Raw genomic sequence first — 19,335 nt, forward strand, 5'->3', positions numbered from 1 at the left:
CCAGGGGGGCCGCCCGTTCGTGTGTTCCGGGGACGGGGGCTCAGGGCCGGACGCCGACGTCCTCGGGGCGGGCCGCGGTCGCGAGGAGGTTGTCCGGGGTCGGCGGCGGAAGCGGCTTCGCCGGGTGCTTCACGGCGGCCGGGCCCTCGGCGAACGCGCGCAGGACGGTCTCGGTCATGCGCTCCAGCGCGGCGCGGCTCGTCGGGTCGACCGGCATCTCGTGGCACTGGCCGCGGAGTTGGCACGGCCAGTAGGTCGTCCCGCCCGAGAACACGCCCGCGCCCGACGCGGCCGTGTAGTACGACATCGTGCCCATCGCGGCCTGCGGGCCGACCCTGAGCGGGGCCGCGGCGATCACGGCCAGGCCCGGCGGGGAGTCGGCGGCGTCCGGCACGGCGACGTCGTACTCGCCGCCGAGCGAGTTCGCCAGCACCTGGCCGTCCCGCAACCCCGTGCCGGCGAAGATCCACGACGCCGCGTCGAGGACCCGGAACGAACCCACCACGCCCAGCCCGCCCCACGTCGCCCCGACGAGGCGGTGCTCACCGCGGTCCAGCGGCGACTCCCGCCAGGTGACGGTCGCCTGCTGCGGGTCGTCCTTCGCGAGCGGGTCCTCGTCGAGCTTGCGGTAGACGGCCATGCGCCGGTCGGGACCCGCCGCCGACGGCTCCAGACGGGCGTGCCAGTAAACGGTGTTCGCGCCGAAGAACGCGATGTTCACGCCCCGGTCGCGGGCGGCCTCCGCGGCGTCGTACATGCGGCGCGTCCAGTACTCGTCGTGGCCGCCGACGACCAGCGCCTTGTGCCGCAGCAGTTGCGACGGCCTGCGGTCCACGTCGACGTCCGTCACGTATCCGACGTCCAGGCCGGTGCGCTCCATCGCCTGCACCATCGGGATGTCGTACCAGAACGGCACCAGGTAACCGCTGCCGGTGTACGGGCGTTCGAAGCTCGCCACCCGCGCCCGGTCGCTGCGCGCGCCGCTGGTGTCCTTGGGGCCGCTGTAGAGGCCGTACGCGCCGAACGTGTTGTACGCCTGCGCGGTCAGGTTCGCCGCCTGGAACAGCAGCGGCGCCGAGCCCGCGTCGTCGCGCACCGTCAGCTGGATGCCGTACGCGCTGCCCGCCGGATTGCGCACGACCAGCAGGTAGTAGCCCGGCGGCCACTCCTCGGTCACCGGAAACTCCAGCGACACCGGCCAGTTCGTCTCCACGGTGTACGTCGGCGCCGCGGCCTTCGGCTTCGGCCGCTCCATGCTCGGCACCGGGCCCGACGACCACACCAGCCGCCCGCCGGTGCCGCCGTACCAGCCCATCCGGTACGCCGACACCGTGCCCGGGCCCGGGCCCGTCAGGCGCAGCCGGACCGTGTCGCCGCACGCCACGCTGTCGCTGTCGACGAACCCCATCAGGTCCGCGCCCCACCGCTCCGGAACCCGCCAATCACCGGTGCCCGGACGCCTGTTCTCGTCGGCGACCCACCCGGCCGGGAGCCGCTTGCGGGCACACGGCGCGGTCGCCGGCCCGCCGCGGTCCTCCGGCATCACGCCTCGGCTCACCGGACGGTCGGCCGTTTCCGGCGAGGACGGCACGGGCCCTGTCCTCGCCGCGGGCGCGGGCGCGGCGGCGCGCGAAGGCACGTCGTCGCACGCCGGTAACGCGCAGAGCAGAACGGCGAACAGCACGGTCGCGAGCCGGGTGCGGGCCATGGGTCCTCGATCAGGCGGGCGGTCAGGCGGGGCACGAGTACCCCCGAGATCGGACGGACCAACACGCTATACGTATGACAGGGCGGAGCCGCCCAAGTCGGACGCAGACCAGCCCGAGGAGGGACGACCCGCCCCCGGCGCACTACGCTGCGTGCCATGGCCATGGTCAACGTGGGGCTCACCGGCGGCATCGGCTCCGGCAAGAGCGAGGTGTCGCGACGGCTCGCCGCGTACGGCGCCGTCGTCATCGACTCCGACCTGATCGCGCGCGAGGTCGTCGAACCCGGAACGCCGGGGCTGGCGGCGGTCGTCGCCGAGTTCGGGCCCGACGTCCTGGCCGCCGACGGCACCCTCGACCGGCCCAAGCTCGGAACCCTCGTCTTCGGCGACCCCGCCCGGCTCGCGGCGCTGAACGCCATCGTCCACCCCCTGGTGGGCGCCCGCGCCGCGGAGCTGACGGCCTCGGCGGGCGAGGACGCGGTCCTCGTGAACGACGTACCGCTGCTCGCCGAGAACCACCTCGAGAAGCTGTACGACCTGGTCGTGGTCGTCGACGCGTCCCCGGAGACCCAGCTCGACCGCCTCGTGCGTTTCCGCGGCATGACCGAACACGACGCCCGCGCCCGCATGGCCGCCCAGGCCACCCGCGCCGACCGCCTCGCGATAGCCGACGTCGTCATCGACAACGACGGACCGATCGAGGCGCTGGAACCCCAGCTGCGGGCGCTCTGGACCCGCCTGACGGACAACGCGCCGAAGACGACCTGACGCGAGGCCGAACCCCGCCCCGCGCCGGACGCGAGGGGCGGGCATGCACGACGAGACAACCGGCCGCGCCGACGATCCGACCGCAACAACGGACTCCGGCGACCCGGTCGCCCACCGACGCCCCCCGCACCAGACGGTGAACGCTCCCACACCCCACGAGCGCGCCCCAGACACCGCTCCACCGCCCCCTGAACGCCCTCCAGCCGCGCCGCAGCGGCACCACGAGCCGCCGACTGCGGGAATGGTCCTCCCGCCCCCGAGAAGCCACCCCAACGCCGCCGCGACGGAGAACGACGCGACGGCACAGCCTGACGCGACGGCTGCGGACGCGCCTGCGGAACGGGTCGACGCCGACGCGGTTCGTGCTGACCACGCCCTGACCCAGCCCGCCGATGCGGGGCCCGAGGCACCGGCTGAAGCCGCCCCGGCTTCCGTCGGTCGGGGGTGGCGGCGCTTTGCCGGTGTGGCTGCGCCGGCCGCGCGCGGGGTCGGCGGGTGGGTCGCCGGCGGCCACGGCGGCTCCGTCGGTGCGGACGACGACGCGACGGCTGCGGACGCGCCTGCGGAACGGGTCGACCCCAACGTCCCCGCCGACCGCGCCCGACCCCAGCCCGCCGAAGCAGGATCCGCGGCCCCGCCAGCCGAACCCGCCCCGGCCCCCCCTGGTCGGCGGTGGCTGCGCTGTGTCGACGTGGCTGTGCGCGTGGTCGGCGGGCGGGGTGCCCGGGGGCGCGGCAGCTCTGTTGGCGTGGGGGAGGACTCCACCGCGCGGGCCGGGGTGTTCGCGGAGTCGTGGGTCGGACCGGGGCCTGCTGGTGTTCGAGCCCGTCGGTGGTTGTTGTCCATTGCCCATGTGCCGCAAAGGGCCGCGGCCCGTCCGACTGCTCAGGGTGTCGTCGGTGAGTCGGCTAACTGGTCGACCCGCTCCGCTCGTCGGCGGTGGGTGGGGGTCGGAGTCCATCTCGTCTGGCCGTCGCTGCTCGCCACCTGGCTCACCTACTCCGTCGGGCGGTACGGGTTCGCGCCGATGGACCAAGGGTTCACGCAAGCGCTCTCGTGGCGGATCCTGCACGGGCAGGTGCCGCACGCGGACTTCTTCTCTCCTCGGCCCGCCGGGTCGGCGGTGTTCCATCTCGTCGACTTCGTTCTGCCGGGGCCGCTCATGCTGGTCCAAGCCTGGGTCGCGTGCCTGGAGTTCGTTGGTTCGGCGGTGGCTCTGGCCGTGCTCGCGACCGGGCGGGGGGTTGTTCGGTTCGGGCCGTTGCTCGTCGGGTGTGTGGCGGCGGCTGCGATGGTCGATCTGCATATGTGGCCTGCCATGACGTGGCACACCACGGACGGGATCTTCTTCGCGTCGGTCGGCTGGGCTCTCGTCGATCGGGGCCGCCGTAGGACGGCCGTGCGGCGGAGCGGGCTGGTCGTCGCCGGGTGTGCCGTCGTGTGCAAGCAGAGTTTCGCGCCCGTGCCGCTGGTCGCCGCTGCGTTGCTGTTGTCGGGGCCGGATCGGCGTGCCCGGGTTCGGGAGCTGCCGCTCCTCGCCGGGGTGCCCGTCGCGTACGTCGTGTGGGTCGTGCTCGGCGGCGGTGCGGCCGAGCTGCCGGATCAGCTGCTCGGGGCCGACGGGGTCTGGGGTGAGCGGCTGCTGACGATGCTGCCCGACATGTTGCGGGGCACTCCGCAGGAGGCCCGATGGGCGGTGCTGTACGGCCTGGCGCTCGTCGGGTGGGTGCTCGCCCGGCGCCTCCCCACAGTCCCGCGGTGGGCCGACCTCGGGGCGCGTGCCGTGGCCTCGGTGGCGGTCGTCGGGGAGCTCGCACAGGCGAGCATGAGTTTCGACCGGGTCCTCTACTCCTGCCTGCTGTGGTGGATGCTCCTGGCCGCCGCCGTCGCGGACGCCCTCGTCCGGCGCCGGCCGCCCGTCCGGGCGCTGCCGGTGCTCGCGCTCGGGTGGATGGCCGCGTTGTCGTACGGCTACGACGTGCCCGCGCTGGTCGGCGGCTCGCTGGCCCTGACGCTCCTGGTCGTGCTGTGGCGGGACGTGCCACCGCCGATCCGTCCCGGAGGGCTCCGACGCACGGGCGTGCTCGTCGTCGCCGGGGCGCTCGTCGCGTCCGCCGGCGCCGTCAAGCTGATCCACGTCCGCGACACCTACGGCTACCTCGACGGCGGCCGTCCAGGCCTGACCCACGGCATGGGCGCGGTCTCGTCGGACCTGCGGGGCATCCGCACCACCGAGGGCGACCTGCGGTACATGGCGCAGATCCGCGACTGCGTCGCGGCGCGGCCCGCGAGCCGGGTCGCGGTGCTGCCGGACGCCGCCGCGGCGTATCCGCTGTTCCGCCTGGACAACCCGTTCCCGATGGACTGGCTGTACGTCAAGGAGGTCACCAACCCCGAGGCCCGCAAGCTCATGGTCAAGAGGGCCAAGGAGCTCGACCGCGAGGGCGACTACCTGGTGCTGTTCTCGACGCTGGACGTGCGGTTCCTGGCGAAGCCCGGCTACGTGCCCGACCTGGTGCGCCCCGACCAGCCCATCCGGCACTGGTCGCGCATCGAGGTGCTGGTGCGCCGTGAGCTGCACGGGGAGGTGTTCGGGTGCGGGTCCTTCGTCGCGGTGTGGGCCCCCGGGCGCTGACCGCGCCGCGGATCGCCGCCGTTTGTCGGAGCGAAGCCGTACGGTGGTCGCGTGCGACCCATTACGGACCTCGAACGCAAGGTGGCGCCCTTCCAGGTCGTCAGCCCCTACCAGCCCAACGGTGACCAGCCGAAAGCCATCGACGACCTGGAGCGGCGGATCAGCGCCGACGAGAAGGACGTCGTGCTGCTCGGCGCGACCGGTACGGGCAAGTCGGCCACCACGGCCTGGATGATCGAGCGGCTGCAGCGCCCGACGCTGGTGATGGCGCCGAACAAGACGCTGGCCGCGCAGCTGGCGAACGAGTTCCGCGAGCTGCTGCCGAACAACGCGGTCGAGTACTTCGTGTCGTACTACGACTACTACCAGCCCGAGGCGTACATCGCGCAGACGGACACCTACATCGAGAAGGACTCCTCGATCAACGAGGAGGTCGAGCGGCTGCGCCACTCGACGACCAACTCGCTGCTGACCCGCCGCGACGTCATCGTGGTCGCGTCGGTGTCGTGCATCTACGGCCTCGGTACGCCGCAGGAGTACGTCGACCGCATGGTGCAGCTCAAGGTCGGCCAGGAGTTCGACCGCGACGCGCTGCTGCGCAAGTTCGTCGACATCCAGTACACGCGCAACGACGTCGCGTTCACCCGCGGCACGTTCCGGGTGCGCGGCGACACCATCGAGATCTTCCCGGTGTACGAGGAACTCGCGGTGCGCATCGAGATGTTCGGCGACGAGATCGAGTCGCTGATGACGCTGCACCCGTTGACGGGCGAGGTCGTCACCAACGACCAGGAGCTGTACGTCTTCCCAGCCACCCACTACGTCGCCGGCCCCGAGCGCATGGAACGCGCGATCACCGGCATCGAGAAGGAGCTGACCGAGCAGCTGGCTCTGTTCGAGCGGCAGGGCAAGCTGCTGGAGGCGCAGCGGCTGCGCATGCGCACCACGTACGACATCGAGATGATGCGCCAGATCGGCACGTGCTCGGGCATCGAGAACTACTCACGGCACATCGACGGCCGCGAGGCCGGCAGCGCGCCGAACACGCTGCTGGACTACTTCCCCGAGGACTTCCTGCTGGTCATCGACGAGTCGCACCAGACCGTCCCGCAGATCGGCGCGATGTACGAGGGCGACGCGTCCCGCAAGCGCAACCTGGTCGACCACGGCTTCCGGCTGCCGTCCGCGATCGACAACCGCCCGCTGAAGTGGGAGGAGTTCCTCGAGCGGATCGGCCAGACCGTCTACCTGTCGGCGACCCCGGGCCCGTACGAGCTGTCCCGCGGCGACGGCGTCGTCGAGCAGGTCATCCGCCCGACGGGCCTGATCGACCCCGAGGTCGTGGTGAAGCCGACCGAGGGCCAGATCGACGACCTGGTGCACGAGATCCGCACCCGTGCCGAGCGCGACGAGCGCGTGCTGGTCACCACGCTGACCAAGAAGATGTCGGAGGACCTGACCGACTACCTGCTCGAACTCGGCATCCGCGTGCGGTACCTGCACAGCGACATCGACACGCTGCGCCGTATCGAGCTGCTGCGTGAACTGCGGCTGGGCGAGTTCGACGTGCTGGTCGGCATCAACCTGCTGCGCGAGGGCCTGGACCTGCCCGAGGTGTCGCTGGTCGCGATCCTCGACGCGGACAAGGAGGGCTTCCTCCGCTCGGGCACCTCGCTCATCCAGACGATCGGCCGTGCGGCACGCAACGTGTCCGGCCAGGTGCACATGTACGCGGACCGGATCACGCCGTCGATGGAGAAGGCCATCGACGAGACGAACCGGCGCCGCGAGAAGCAGATCGCGTACAACACCGAGCACGGCATCGACCCGCAGCCGCTGCGCAAGAAGATCGTCGACATCCTCGACATGATCGCGCGCGAGGACGCGGACACCGTCGAACTGATGAGTGGTGCGAAGGGTCGCACCAAGGCGCCGGTGCCGACGCGCGGCAAGGACCTGCCGGACGCGAAGGACATGCCGGCCGCCGATCTCACCGACCTGATCACGCAGCTGACCGAGCAGATGCACGCGGCCGCGGCCGAGCTCCAGTTCGAGCTCGCGGCACGGCTGCGCGACGAGGTCGGCGAACTGAAGAAGGAGCTGCGCGGCATGAAGGCCGCCGGTATGGCCTGACGGGGCGGTCGCACGCCCTATCAGGCGAACCCGTGGAGAACAGAGGGAACGACCCGCTGTATCGAAACGTCATGAACGATAGGTTCGTCACGGATAGGACCTCGGCCGATTCCTTCAGCGGGAACTCCGGCTGGGCACTACGCTGCGGGCGCGAGCCGCGTGCAGCGGAACAAAGCATTTTGTGAGGGGAGACATCACAGTGTCCGTCAACATGGTCAAGGGTCAGCGCCTGTCGCTCGAAAAGCAGGGCGGCGGCCAGCTCACCCTGGTCCGGATGGGCCTGGGCTGGGACGCGGTGAAGAAGAAGGGCCTGTTCGGCAGCCGCGAGCGGGACATCGACCTGGACGCCTCGTGCGTGCTGTTCGCCGACCAGCAGCCGGTCGACGCCGTGTACTTCGGCCACCTTCGCAGCGACGACGGCTCGGTCCAGCACACCGGTGACAACCTGACGGGTGCCGGCGACGGCGACGACGAGTCGATCATCGTCGACCTGACCCGTGTCCCGGTGCACGTGACCCAGATCATCTTCACCGTGAACTCGTTCCAGGGCCAGACCTTCCAGGAGGTCGAGAACGCGTTCTGCCGCATCGTCGACGAGACCAACGGCCAGGAGCTGGCCCGTTACACGCTCTCCGGCGGTGGCCCGAACAACGCCCAGATCATGGCGAAGCTGTACCGCCACGGCGACGGCTGGAAGATGAGCGCCATCGGTGAGCCGGCCAACGGCCGCACCTTCACCGAGCTCATGCCGGCGCTCGCCGCGCACCTGTAAGACCGAACACGCCGGACCGCCCCTTCGTGCGTAGGGGCCGGTCCGGCACCGATTTTCGAAGCGGGCCGGGGCCACGTCAGGGACATCCGACGGCCCCGGCTCGTGCGGTTCCGTCCCTCGGGGGGCGGGGAGGGGAACGCACCATGACCACCGAACTCGTCCGGGGACAAAACCTGCCGCTGCCGGCGTCGCAGGTCGTGGTCGAGATGACCGCGCAATGCCCGGTCGAACTCGTCGCCGTGCTGCTCGACGCGGACCTGAAGGTGCGCGACGACGCCGACGTGCTCCAGCGCGACGGGGGTTCGGCGCCCGGCGTGACGCTCCGGCCCCGCGCCGTCGAGGTCGACCTGACGGCGCTGCCGGACGCCGTCGAGCGGGTCATGGTCACGGCGACGATCGAGGGCAGCGGCGTGGACCGCTTCGGCGCGGTCGCCGCCCCGGTCGCCACCGTCACCTCCGGGGGCACCCCGGTCGCCACGTTCACCATCGGCGACCTGCACACCGAGCGGGCCCTGCAGGCGGTCGAGATCTACCGGCGCCAGGGCGCCTGGAAGGTCCGCGCCGTCGGCCAGGGCTACGAGGGCGGCCTCGACGTCCTGCTGCGTGACATGGGCGTCCAGCTGCGTGCCCCGATCGTGGACCGTGCGCGCACGCTGCTCGCCGGCCCCGGCGGCGCCCCGCACACCGCGGCCAACGCCCCGACGCCGCAGCCGGCCGCCGCCGAGCAGCCCGCGGACACCGCGTCGCCGTTCGCCGGTTCCGCGCCGCGCCCGCAGCCGACCGCCGGGATGAGCGACGCGCAGCGCGAGGCGGCCGCCCTGGAGGCCCGCCGCCGCGTCGAGCGCCTCTACGAGCAGGTCTGGGGCATCTTCGAGGACGCCGCCCGGTCCGCCGCCTCGTACCGCTCCTCGGTCGAGTACGCCGACAACCGCCTCGACAACGAGCTCGCCGACGTGCTCGGCGACCCGGCCGCGCGCACGTCGCAGGCCGGTCTCGCGGCGCAGGACGCGGCACGCGCCAAGCACCGCGACCTGGTCGAGCGGGCGCGTGCCGGACTCGACAAGGACGCCGCGCAACTGAGCGCCGAGGTGGCGCAGTTGGAGCCGCAGCTGCCGCCGGAGCTGGCGCGCTGGGACTCCCCGGCGTGGGCCGCGTGGAGCGCCCCCGAGGACGTCGCGCTCGCGGTGCGCCTGGGCGACTTGCACCTGCCGGAGAACCCGCAGCTGCGCATCCCGATGGTGCTGCGCCTGCCGATGGAGCGCGGCCTGTGGATCGACAGCGGCGCCACCGGCCTGGACGGCGACTCGGTGTCGCGCGGCCCGGAGCAGGTCCGCGCGCGGGCGTCGGAGCTCGCGGCGACGCTGGTCGCGCGCATGCTCTCGGCGTTCCCGGTCGGCGACCTCAAGCTGCACATCGTCGACCCGGAGGGCAAGGGCGCCGCGGCCGGCCCGTTCGCGCCGCTGGGCGCCACCGGCCTGCTGGTCGGCCCGCCCGCGACGACGGCGCCGGAGATCACCGCGCTGATGTCGCGGCTCATGGACCGCGTCGAGCTGGCGCGCATGGCGATCGAGAGCGGCGCGACCGACGCGCTGCCCGAGCACATCGACTTCAGCCGCCAGCTGCTGGTGGTGCACGGCTTCCCGTACGGCTTCGACGACCGCACCGTGACGCAGCTGCGGCACCTGGTCGAGGAGGGCGGCCGGGTCGGCGTGCACGTCATCGTCGTCGGCGGCCGTGAGGACGCCGCGTCGTTCGGCCCGCTGCTCGACCCGCTGTGGCGCGCGATGCTGCGTCTGACGCCGATCCCCGAGGACCACATCGCCGACCCGTGGGTGCACCACTCGTGGACCTACACGCCCGACCTGCCGTCCGACGGCACGGGCGTGACGCAGACTCTGCTGTCCTGGGTGGCGTCCAGCGCGGCCGGCGGGAGCTGACCTCCGCCCCGCTCCGACCGAAGGAATGCGCCCGGAGCGGGTGCGAAGCATCCCTTACGAGTGGAACCGGCCCGATCCGCCCAACCGCCGGGCCGGTTCTCACTAGGGTGTCCATGGCCGCTGACGGACGACCCTTGGAGTACCTGCCCGTGTTCTCGTATGCAGGCGTGCCCGGACCCCGTAGTGCGGCCGGGGCGCCCCGGCCGATCGACACGCCTGCCGGGCGGGTCGGCGCGATCGCCGTCCGCGACCTGGAGTTCGCGGTGGTGGACCTGGAGACGACGGGCTTCTCGCCGGGACGCGGCGACCGCATCGTCGAGATCGGCGTGGTCCGGATCGCGGGCGACGGGCGGGTGCTGCGCGAGTGGACGACGCTGGTGGACCCGGGGCGCGGCGTCGGCGCGACGCAGGTGCACCGGATCACCGAGGCTGACGTCGCGGGCGCCCCTCGGTTCGTCGACATCGCGGGGGAGCTGGCCGGGCTGCTGGCCGGCGCGGTGGTGGTCGCGCACAACGCGGCGTTCGAACAGCGGTTCCTGGAGGCGGAGTTCGCGGCGGCCGGGGTGGCCATGCCGATGGTGCCGGCACTGTGCACGATGCGCCTGGCGAAGGCCACCGCGCTGCCGGTCGCGGACAGCAAGCTCGGCACCTGCTGCGCCTATTTCGGCCTGGAGTTCCCCGACGCGCACGCGGCGCTCGCGGACGCGCGCGTGACGGCGCGGCTGCTGCCGCTGCTGCTGCGCGAGGCGGGCGCCGCCGCGCTGACGCTGGCGGTGCCGCCCGCGCGGGCGCCGGAGTACCCGGCGTACACGGGGGTGCTGCGCCCGCGGCGCGGCTTCGAGGCGGACCCGGCGCGCGGCCTCGGGAAAACCATGTAAAGGTAAAGATCGACTTGGTTATCCCTTTACCTTCTGGCATGCTGGGCGGGGTACCCGTCAGCGTGCCCGGAAGCGACCTCCGGCATCGACGACGCACCCTGCCACGTCCGCCGGAGGCCCTGTGGATATTTCCCTCACCACCTGGATCGTGACGATCGTGGTCCTGCTGGCCCTGGTCGGCGTGGACCTGCTCATCAACCGCAAGCCGCACGAGGTGACCCTCAAGGAAGCCGCGCTGTGGGGCGTCTTCTGGGTCGCCCTCGCCGTGCTGTTCGGCGTCGGACTGTGGGTCGTCTCGGGGGCGGAGCCGGCCGGCGAGTTCTTCGCGGGCTTCATCACCGAGAAGTCGCTCAGCGTCGACAACCTGTTCGTGTTCGTCCTGATCATGGGCAAGTTCGCGGTCCCCGCGCAGTACCAGCAGCGGGTGCTGCTCGTCGGCGTGCTGCTCGCGCTCGTGCTGCGCGGCGTGTTCATCGGCCTCGGCGCCGCCGCGGTCGCCGCGTTCTCGTGGGTGTTCTTCATCTTCGGCGCGTTCCTCATCTGGACCGCGTGGAAGCTGGTCAAGGAGGCCCAGTCCGACGAGGAGGAGGAGTTCGAGGAGAACGCCGTCCTCCGGTGGGTCGAGAAGGTCGCGCCGACCACGAAGGACTACCGCGGCACCAAGCTGGTCGTGAGGGAGAACGGCAAGCGGCTCGTCACACCGATGCTGATCGTCATGATCGCGATCGGCACCACCGACGTGCTGTTCGCGCTCGACTCGATCCCGGCGATCTTCGGCCTCACGCAGGAGCCGTACATCGTCTTCACCGCGAACGCGTTCGCGCTGATGGGCCTGCGCCAGCTGTACTTCCTCATCGGCGGGCTGCTGAAGAAGCTGGTCTACCTGTCGTACGGGCTGTCGATCATCCTCGGCTTCATCGGCGTCAAGCTGGTCCTGGAGGCGCTGCACGGCCAGGGCGTGCACGTGCCGGAGATCGGGATCCCCGCGTCGCTGGGCTTCATCGTCGTCACGCTGGCGGTTACGACCGTGCTGAGCCTGCGCAAGTCGAAGAAGGACGCCGAGCTCGCCGCCGCGGCCGAGCGCGAGGCGCGGGACGCGACGGACGAGCCGAGCCGCACCGGCTGACCCGGCGGGCACGACGCGGCAAAACGGCGGTGGGGGGGGGCCCGCCCGGGCCCCCCCCCCCCCCGCCCCGGGGGGGGGGGGGCCCCCCGGGGGGGCCCCCCCCACCGCCGTTCGCGTGTCCGTCGAGCCCGGGCGCCTACCAGCCGCGCTCGCGCCACTCCGCCAGGCTCGGCCGCTCCGCGCCCAGCGTGGTGTCGTTGCCGTGCCCCGGGTACACCCAGGTCTCGTCCGGCAGCCGCCCGAAGAGCTTCTCCTCGACGCCGCCGAGCAGCGACTGGAAGGCTTCCGGGTCGTCGAACGTGTTGCCGACCCCGCCCGGGAACAGGCAGTCGCCGGTGAACAGGTGCGGGTGGCCCTGCGGGTCGTCGTAGACCAGGGCGATGCTGCCCGGCGTGTGCCCGACGAGGTGGATCGCGGTCAGCGGGACGTCGCCGACCGTGACGGTGTCCCCGTCGTCCAGGAGCCGGTCGGTCGGCACCGGGACGCCCTCGGCGTCGAACCGCCCGGCCAGCGTCTCGGCGCCCGTCGCCGCCACGACCTCGGCCAGCGCCTGCCAGTGGTCGGCGTGCCGGTGCGTGGTCACCACCTGCCGGATGCCGTCCGCGCCGATGAGCGTGAGCAGTGTGCCCGCGTCGTTGGCCGCGTCGATCAGCAGCTGCTCGCCGGTCGCGCGGCAGCGCAGGAGGTAGCAGTCGTTGTCGTAGGGCCCGACCGCGACCTTCGTGATGATCAGATGCGCCAGCTCGCGGACCGCCGGCGAGCCGCCGACCTTCACCGCGCCGTGATACGTCGTCATAGGGCCATCCTCCCGCCAGGGCGGGTCTACATCCAGGCGGGAAGCGGCGGCAGCGCGCCGGGGGGGTCCATCGTCAGGCCGTCGCCGCCCGTACGGCCGATCAGCCACGCCAGCAGCGTGCGCCGCGGGCCCGACACGACCGCCAGCGGGGCGGCCTCCTCGGGGCCTATCGCCAGGCGCCGACCGCTGTCCTCGTCGTGCAGCAGCAGCGGCACGGTGTCCGGACGGCCGCGGAACGACGCCGCGGCGTCCAACAGTTCACGGGTCGCGAAGTCGCCCGGCCAGTGCGCCGGCGTCCAGCCCGCGTTGAGGTCGACGTGGTGGATGTAGAGCTCACGGATGCGCTTGTACGGCAGCTGGAGCGCCGCGAACTCGCGCCCGTCCCGCCCGGCCACCTTCGCGCCCCACGCCGCGTACGACAGCGAGGCCAGCGCGTGTTCGAGCCGCTCCGACGCGGCCTGGAGGTCGGCCACGATCTCGGCGCCGGGGCGCTGCGCGCCCTGCTCGATCGCGGCGTCGCGCGCCCCGCCCGGCGGGTACATGGGTGTGACCACGCCGGTCGCCGCCCAGTGCGCCAGGTTGGCGAGCCCGTCGGCGTTGCGGGCGAGGTGGGTGAGCACGTGCGCACGCGACCAGCCGGGCAGGCCCGACGGGCCGGCCATGCGCTCCGGGGTCAGGCGCTCCGCGGTGTCCACCACCTGCGCGGTGGCGGTGGCCATCTCGTCGACGAGGGCGGCGGGGTCGAACCCGTCCGTGGTCAAGCATGCCTCCCGAGAACCCCGCGCACGCCGTCCGGCACGCGCTCCGCACGCTCAGACCGTATCTGCTGGCGGGCCCGTGGGGCGACCTGCTTGAGACACTTCTAGATCATCGTCCAGTGACATTGTCGAGTGCGGCGCGGTCACAGATCCGTCCCACGATCGAGTGAATCGGTGGGGCGTCCGGCGCATTTTCGAATGCGTGTGCGATAACCTGGGGGTCGCGATCGGGGAACAAACGCCGCCGCCGAGCGGCTTACGATTGCCGGGGGACCAGACCAGTCTGACCGGGATCGAGCGGTTCTCATCCAGCGCTCGTACCACCCAAGCCGAGCTGTCGAAGGGTTTCGATTCTCCAGTGGCCGACCGTCTCATCGTTCGTGGCGCGCGCGAGCATAACCTCAAGGACGTCTCCCTCGACCTCCCCCGCGACGCGCTCATCGTGTTCACCGGGCTGTCCGGCTCCGGCAAGTCGTCCCTGGCGTTCGACACGATCTTCGCCGAGGGGCAGCGCCGCTACGTCGAGTCGCTGTCGTCGTACGCGCGGCAGTTCCTCGGCCAGATGGACAAGCCCGACGTCGACTTCATCGAGGGCCTGTCGCCGGCGGTCTCCATCGACCAGAAGTCGACCAACCGGAACCCGCGCTCGACGGTCGGCACCATCACCGAGGTCTACGACTACCTGCGCCTGCTCTTCGCGCGCATCGGCCACCCGCACTGCCCGGTCTGCGCCCGTCCCATCGCCCGGCAGAGCCCGCAGCAGGTCGTCGACCGCGTGCTCGAGCTCGACGAGGGCACCCGCTTCCAGGTGCTCGCCCCGGTCGTGCGCGAGCGCAAGGGCGAGTTCGTCGACCTGTTCGCGCAGCTCCAGTCGCAGGGCTACAGCCGCGCCCGGGTCGACGGCCAGGTCGTCCAGCTCACCGACGCCCCCAAGCTGAAGAAGCAGGAGAAGCACACCATCGAGGTGGTCGTCGACCGCCTCGCGGTGAAGTCCTCCGCCAAGCGCCGGCTCACCGACTCCGTCGAGACCGCGCTGCGGCTCGGCAACGGCATGGTCGTGCTCGACTTCGTCGACCTGCCCGAGGACGACGAGAACCGCGAGCGGATGTACTCCGAGCACCTCTACTGCCCGTACGACGACCTGTCGTTCGAGGAGCTGGAGCCGCGCTCGTTCTCCTTCAACTCGCCCTTCGGCGCGTGCCCCGACTGCACCGGCATCGGCACCCGCATGGAGGTCGACCCCGAGCTGATCGTCCCCGACCCGGAGAAGACCCTCGACGAGGGCGCGCTCGCCCCGTGGTCGAGCGGTCACGCCAGCGAGTACTTCGGGCGGCTGATCGAGGCGCTCGCCGAGGCGCTGAACTTCCGCACCGACGTGCCGTGGGCCGGGCTGCCCGTGCGCGCCCGCAACGCGCTGCTCAACGGCCACCGGACGCAGATCGAGGTGCGCTACAAGAACCGGTACGGCCGCGAACGCGCGTACACCACCGCGTTCGAGGGCGCGATCCCGTTCGTCGTGCGCCGGCACTCCGAGGCCGAGTCCGACAGCAGCCGCGAGCGCTTCGAGGGCTACATGCGGCAGGTGCCGTGCCCGACCTGCGAGGGCACCCGGCTCAAGCCGATCGTGCTCGCCGTCACCGTCGCCGGGAAGTCGATCGCCGACGTCTCGGCCATGTCGATCAGCGACTGCGCCGAGTTCCTGGGCGCCATCCGGCTGACCGCGCGCGAGAAGAAGATCGCCGAGCGGGTCCTCAAGGAGGTCAACGAGCGGCTGCGCTTCCTCGTCGACGTCGGCCTGGACTACCTCTCGCTCAACCGCGCCGCCGGCACGCTGTCCGGCGGCGAGGCGCAGCGCATCCGCCTCGCGACGCAGATCGGCTCCGGCCTGGTCGGCGTGCTGTACGTGCTCGACGAGCCGTCCATCGGCCTGCACCAGCGCGACAACCACCGGCTCATCGAGACCCTGGTCCGGCTGCGCGACATGGGCAACACGCTCATCGTCGTCGAGCACGACGAGGACACCATCCGGGTCGCCGACTGGGTCGTCGACATCGGCCCCGGCGCCGGCGAGCACGGCGGCAAGGTCGTGCACTCCGGCACGTACAAGGACCTGCTGAAGAACAAGCAGTCGCAGACCGGCGCCTACCTGTCGGGCCGCAAGCAGATCACCACCCCGACCGAGCGCCGCGTGGTCGACAAGAAGCGCCGCCTGGTGGTGCACGGCGCGCGCGAGCACAACCTGCGCGACGTCACCGTCGGCTTCCCGCTGGGCACCTTCACCGCCGTCACCGGCGTGTCCGGGTCCGGCAAGTCGACGCTGGTCAACGACATCCTCTACACGCACCTCGCGCGCGAGCTCAACGGCGCCCGCTCGGTGCCGGGCCGGCACACCCGGATCACCGGCACCGACCTGGTGGACAAGGTCGTGCACGTCGACCAGGGCCCGATCGGCCGCACCCCGCGCTCGAACCCCGCCACCTACACCGGCGTGTTCGACCACGTGCGCAAGCTGTTCGCCGAGACGCAGGAGGCGAAGGTCCGCGGCTACCTGCCCGGCCGGTTCTCCTTCAACGTCAAGGGCGGCCGCTGCGAGAACTGCGCGGGTGACGGCACCATCAAGATCGAGATGAACTTCCTGCCGGACGTGTACGTCCCGTGCGAGGTGTGCCACGGAGCGCGCTACAACCGCGAGACGCTCGAGGTGCACTTCAAGGGCAAGAACATCTCCGAGGTCCTCGACATGCCGATCGAGGAGGCGCTCGACTTCTTCGAGGCCGTCCCCGCGATCGCCCGGCACCTGAGGACGCTCAACGACGTCGGCCTCGGGTACGTGCGGCTCGGCCAGCCCGCGACCACGCTGTCCGGCGGCGAGGCGCAGCGCGTCAAGCTCGCCAGCGAGCTCCAGCGCCGCTCCACCGGCCGCACCGTGTACGTCCTCGACGAGCCCACCACCGGCCTGCACTTCGAGGACATCCGGCGGCTGCTCGGGGTGCTCACCACGCTGGTCGACAAGGGCAACACCGTCCTCGTCATCGAGCACAACCTGGATGTCATCAAGACCGCCGACTGGATCGTCGACCTCGGCCCCGAGGGCGGCAGCGGCGGCGGCATGGTGATCGCCGAGGGCACCCCCGAGGAGGTCGCGGAGATCGCGGAGAGCCACACCGGCAAGTTCCTCCGCGAGATCCTCGCCGACCGGCTCTGAGTACGACGCACACGAGGCACAACGCACGACACACGCGGGACGGGTGCCCGGCCGGAGGTGGGATCATGAACCCCGGCCAGGCACCCGCACGCGTCAGGGAGAAGCGCATGACCCAGCCCACCCCGTCCACCCCCGACCGCCGCACCGTCCTGCGGGGCGTGGCCGCGGCCGGCGCCGTCGGCGCGGCCGGCGTCGCGCTCAGCGCGTGCAGCAAGGCCAGCTACGGCGGCGAGAAGGCGGCCGGCGACCAGGCCGGCGCCAAGGGCCCGGTCACCGTCGGCAAGGCCCCCACCGTGGCGGTCGGCGCGGGTAAGGTCTTCGACGACTCGCGGGTCGTCGTGACGCAGCCCACCAAGGACGTCTACAAGGCGTTCGACGCCCGTTGTCCCCATCAGGGCTGCCTGGTCAACAAGGTCGAGCAGGGTGTCATCAAGTGCCCGTGCCACGGCAGCCAGTTCTCCGTCACCGACGGCTCGGTGATCCGCGGCCCGGCCGCCAGCGGGCTGCCCGAGCTGCCGGCCAAGGTGGTCGACGGCGACATCGTCGTCGGCTGACCGTTCCGTCCGCAGACCCGACGAACCCCCGAGGTGGCAGATGGCCGACCCGGCAACGTACCGCCCGAAGCCGGGCGAGATCCCGACCGGTCCCGGGGTGTACCGCTTCCGGGACGTGCACGGGCGGGTCGTGTACGTCGGCAAGGCCAAGAACCTGCGGCAGCGGCTCTCGTCGTACTTCCAGGACCTCGCGGGCCTGCACCCGCGGACGCAGACGATGGTCACGACGGCCGCTTCCGTGGAGTGGACGGTCGTCGGCACCGAGGTCGAGGCGCTCCAGCTCGAGTACTCCTGGATCAAGGAGTTCGACCCGCGGTTCAACGTCAAGTACCGCGACGACAAGAGCTACCCGAGCCTCGCGGTCACCCTCAACGAGGAGTTCCCGCGCGTCCAGGTGATGCGCGGGCCCAAGCGCAAGGGCGTGCGCTACTTCGGCCCGTACGGGCACGCGTGGGCCATCCGCGAGACCGTCGACCTGCTGCTGCGCGTCTTCCCGGTGCGCACGTGCAGCAACGGCGTGTTCAAGGCCGCCAAGCAGTCCGGCCGGCCCTGCCTGCTCGGCTACATCGACAAGTGCTCGGCCCCGTGCGTCGGCCGCGTCGACGCCGAGCGGCACCGTGAACTGGCCGAGGAGTTCTGCGACTTCATGGCCGGCCAGACCGGCCCGTACCTGCGCCGCCTGGAACGCGAGATGAAGCAGGCCGCGGCGGAGATGGAGTACGAGAAGGCCGCCCGGCTGCGCGACGACATAGCGGCGCTGACACGCGCGATGGAGAAGAACGCCATCGTGCTCGGCGACGGCACCGACGCCGACGTGATCGCCCTGGCCGACGACGAACTCGAGGCCGCGGTGCAGATCTTCCACGTCCGCGACGGCCGTGTGCGCGGCCAGCGAGGCTGGGTCGTCGACAAGGTCGAGGACGTCACCCCCGGCGACCTCGTCGAGCACTTCCTCCAGCAGATCTACGGCGACCAGAGCGGCGACGCGGTGCCCCGCGAGGTGCTCGTCCCTGCGCTGCCGCCCGAGGCCGCGGCGGTCGCCGAGTGGCTCTCCGGCCTGCGCGGCTCGCGCGTGGACCTGCGCGTCCCGCAACGCGGCGACAAGAAGGCGCTGCAGGAGACCGTGCTGCGCAACGCCCAGCAGTCCCTCGTGCTGCACAAGACCCGCCGCGCCGGCGACCTGACCACGCGCTCGCTCGCGCTCCAGGAGATCGCCGACGCGCTCGGCCTGGACACCGCGCCGCTGCGCATCGAGTGCTTCGACATCTCGCACCTCCAGGGCACCGAGGTGGTCGCCTCAATGGTGGTCTTCGAGGACGGCCTGCCGCGCAAGAGCGAGTACCGCACCTTCGCGATCAAGTCGTTCGAGGGCCAGGACGACGTGCGGTCCATGCACGAGGTGCTGACCCGGCGCTTCAAGCACTACCTGGCCGAGCGCGCGAAGACCGGCGAGCCCGAGCTGGCCGGCGTCGACGAGGCGGAGGGGCCGTCCGGGCCGATCGACCCGGAGACCGGCAAGCCGAAGCGCTTCGCGTACCCGCCGCAGCTGGTCGTCGTCGACGGCGGCCAGCCGCAGGTCGCGGCCGCCAAGCGGGCGCTGGACGAGCTCGGCGTCGACGACGTCGCCGTGTGCGGCCTGGCGAAGAAGCTGGAGGAGGTGTGGCTGCCCGGCGAGGACGACCCCGTCGTGCTGCCGCGCAGCAGCGAGGCGCTGTACCTGATGCAGCGGGTCCGCGACGAGGCGCACCGCTTCGCCATCACCTTCCACCGCAGGAAGCGCTCGAAGGCGATGACCGCGAGCGCGCTGGACAGCGTGCCGGGCCTCGGCGAGACCCGCCGCAAGGCGCTGCTCGACCACTTCGGGTCGCTGCGCAAGCTCAAGGCGGCGACCGTCGAGCAGGTCATGGAGGTGCCCGGAGTGGGGCGCCGCACCGCGGAGAGCGTGCTCGCCGCGCTCGCCGCGAAGGCGCCGAAGATCGCGGTCAACACCGCGACGGGAGAGATCACCACGGACGCTCCGGATGAGATCGTGGAACCGGATCGTTCTGGATGAACGTGACCCGAG

13 protein-coding genes are annotated in these 19,335 nt (G+C 71.8%); 10 read left to right on the plus strand and 3 right to left on the minus strand.

Annotated elements, in window-relative coordinates; genetic code table 11:
* Positions 1-40 precede the first annotated feature (40 nt).
* A complete protein-coding gene (locus QI554_RS08940) occupies positions 41-1,708 on the minus strand; it encodes a N,N-dimethylformamidase beta subunit family domain-containing protein (RefSeq protein ID WP_281467778.1) in 1,668 nt (555 codons plus the stop codon).
* Positions 1,709-1,870: 162 nt separating this feature from the next.
* Here QI554_RS08940 and coaE point away from each other — a divergent pair, with 162 nt between their 5' ends.
* The 7 genes from coaE (at position 1,871) to QI554_RS08975 (ending at position 11,957) form a co-directional block, all read left to right on the plus strand.
* Entirely contained in the window at positions 1,871-2,476 is a 606-nt protein-coding gene (gene coaE, locus QI554_RS08945; protein WP_281467916.1) for a dephospho-CoA kinase, read from the plus strand.
* A 943-nt stretch (positions 2,477-3,419) separates the two neighbouring features.
* Positions 3,420-5,111 carry a hypothetical protein gene (locus QI554_RS08950; protein WP_281467780.1) on the plus strand — a complete coding sequence of 564 codons (1,692 nt, stop codon included), beginning with the start codon at positions 3,420-3,422 and terminating at the stop codon, positions 5,109-5,111.
* Positions 5,112-5,162: 51 nt separating this feature from the next.
* Positions 5,163-7,244: an excinuclease ABC subunit UvrB gene (uvrB, locus tag QI554_RS08955; protein WP_281467782.1), complete on the plus strand. Its 2,082-nt coding sequence runs from the start codon at positions 5,163-5,165 to the stop codon at positions 7,242-7,244.
* A 199-nt stretch (positions 7,245-7,443) separates the two neighbouring features.
* Positions 7,444-8,016, plus strand: a complete 573-nt coding sequence (locus tag QI554_RS08960) for a TerD family protein (protein ID WP_281467784.1) — start codon at positions 7,444-7,446, stop codon at positions 8,014-8,016.
* Positions 8,017-8,159: 143 nt separating this feature from the next.
* A complete protein-coding gene (locus tag QI554_RS08965) occupies positions 8,160-9,953 on the plus strand; it encodes a TerD family protein (RefSeq protein ID WP_281467786.1) in 1,794 nt (597 codons plus the stop codon).
* A gap of 167 nt (positions 9,954-10,120) precedes the next feature.
* Complete coding sequence (locus tag QI554_RS08970; protein ID WP_281467788.1) at positions 10,121-10,831, plus strand: 3'-5' exonuclease; 711 nt, start codon at positions 10,121-10,123, stop codon at positions 10,829-10,831.
* A 121-nt stretch (positions 10,832-10,952) separates the two neighbouring features.
* Positions 10,953-11,957, plus strand: coding sequence for a TerC family protein (locus tag QI554_RS08975; protein WP_281467810.1), 1,005 nt, complete (start codon positions 10,953-10,955; stop codon positions 11,955-11,957).
* Between the two features lie 136 nt (positions 11,958-12,093).
* Here QI554_RS08975 and QI554_RS08980 read toward each other — a convergent pair whose 3' ends face one another.
* Positions 12,094-12,753: an MBL fold metallo-hydrolase gene (locus QI554_RS08980; protein ID WP_281467811.1), complete on the minus strand. Its 660-nt coding sequence runs from the start codon at positions 12,751-12,753 to the stop codon at positions 12,094-12,096.
* 26 nt (positions 12,754-12,779) lie between these two features.
* Positions 12,780-13,514: a maleylpyruvate isomerase family mycothiol-dependent enzyme gene (locus QI554_RS08985; RefSeq protein ID WP_281467813.1), complete on the minus strand. Its 735-nt coding sequence runs from the start codon at positions 13,512-13,514 to the stop codon at positions 12,780-12,782.
* 355 nt (positions 13,515-13,869) lie between these two features.
* On the opposite strand from QI554_RS08985, the gene uvrA reads away from it, so the two are divergent.
* The 3 genes from uvrA (at position 13,870) to uvrC (ending at position 19,323) form a co-directional block, all read left to right on the plus strand.
* Complete coding sequence (gene uvrA, locus QI554_RS08990) at positions 13,870-16,716, plus strand: excinuclease ABC subunit UvrA (RefSeq protein WP_281467815.1); 2,847 nt, start codon at positions 13,870-13,872, stop codon at positions 16,714-16,716.
* A gap of 107 nt (positions 16,717-16,823) precedes the next feature.
* Positions 16,824-17,270, plus strand: a complete 447-nt coding sequence (locus tag QI554_RS08995; protein ID WP_281467817.1) for a Rieske (2Fe-2S) protein — start codon at positions 16,824-16,826, stop codon at positions 17,268-17,270.
* Positions 17,271-17,310: 40 nt separating this feature from the next.
* Entirely contained in the window at positions 17,311-19,323 is a 2,013-nt protein-coding gene (gene uvrC, locus QI554_RS09000) for an excinuclease ABC subunit UvrC (protein WP_281467819.1), read from the plus strand.
* The last annotated feature ends 12 nt before the right edge of the window (positions 19,324-19,335 follow it).

The sequence above is a fragment of the Yinghuangia seranimata genome, from assembly GCF_029953285.1.
Classification (GTDB): Bacteria; Actinomycetota; Actinomycetes; order Streptomycetales; family Streptomycetaceae; genus Yinghuangia; species Yinghuangia seranimata.

Bases quoted from the DNA above. Each gene is read 5' to 3' on its own strand.
- QI554_RS08940 (WP_281467778.1), bottom strand. From the start codon at position 1,708: ATGGCCCGCACCCGGCTCGCGACCGTGCTGTTCGCCGTTCTGCTCTGC.
- coaE (WP_281467916.1), top strand. From the start codon at position 1,871: ATGGTCAACGTGGGGCTCACCGGCGGCATCGGCTCCGGCAAGAGCGAG.
- QI554_RS08965 (WP_281467786.1), top strand. From the start codon at position 8,160: ATGACCACCGAACTCGTCCGGGGACAAAACCTGCCGCTGCCGGCGTCG.
- QI554_RS08980 (WP_281467811.1), bottom strand. From the start codon at position 12,753: ATGACGACGTATCACGGCGCGGTGAAGGTCGGCGGCTCGCCGGCGGTC.
- QI554_RS08995 (WP_281467817.1), top strand. From the start codon at position 16,824: ATGACCCAGCCCACCCCGTCCACCCCCGACCGCCGCACCGTCCTGCGG.
- uvrC (WP_281467819.1), top strand. From the start codon at position 17,311: ATGGCCGACCCGGCAACGTACCGCCCGAAGCCGGGCGAGATCCCGACC.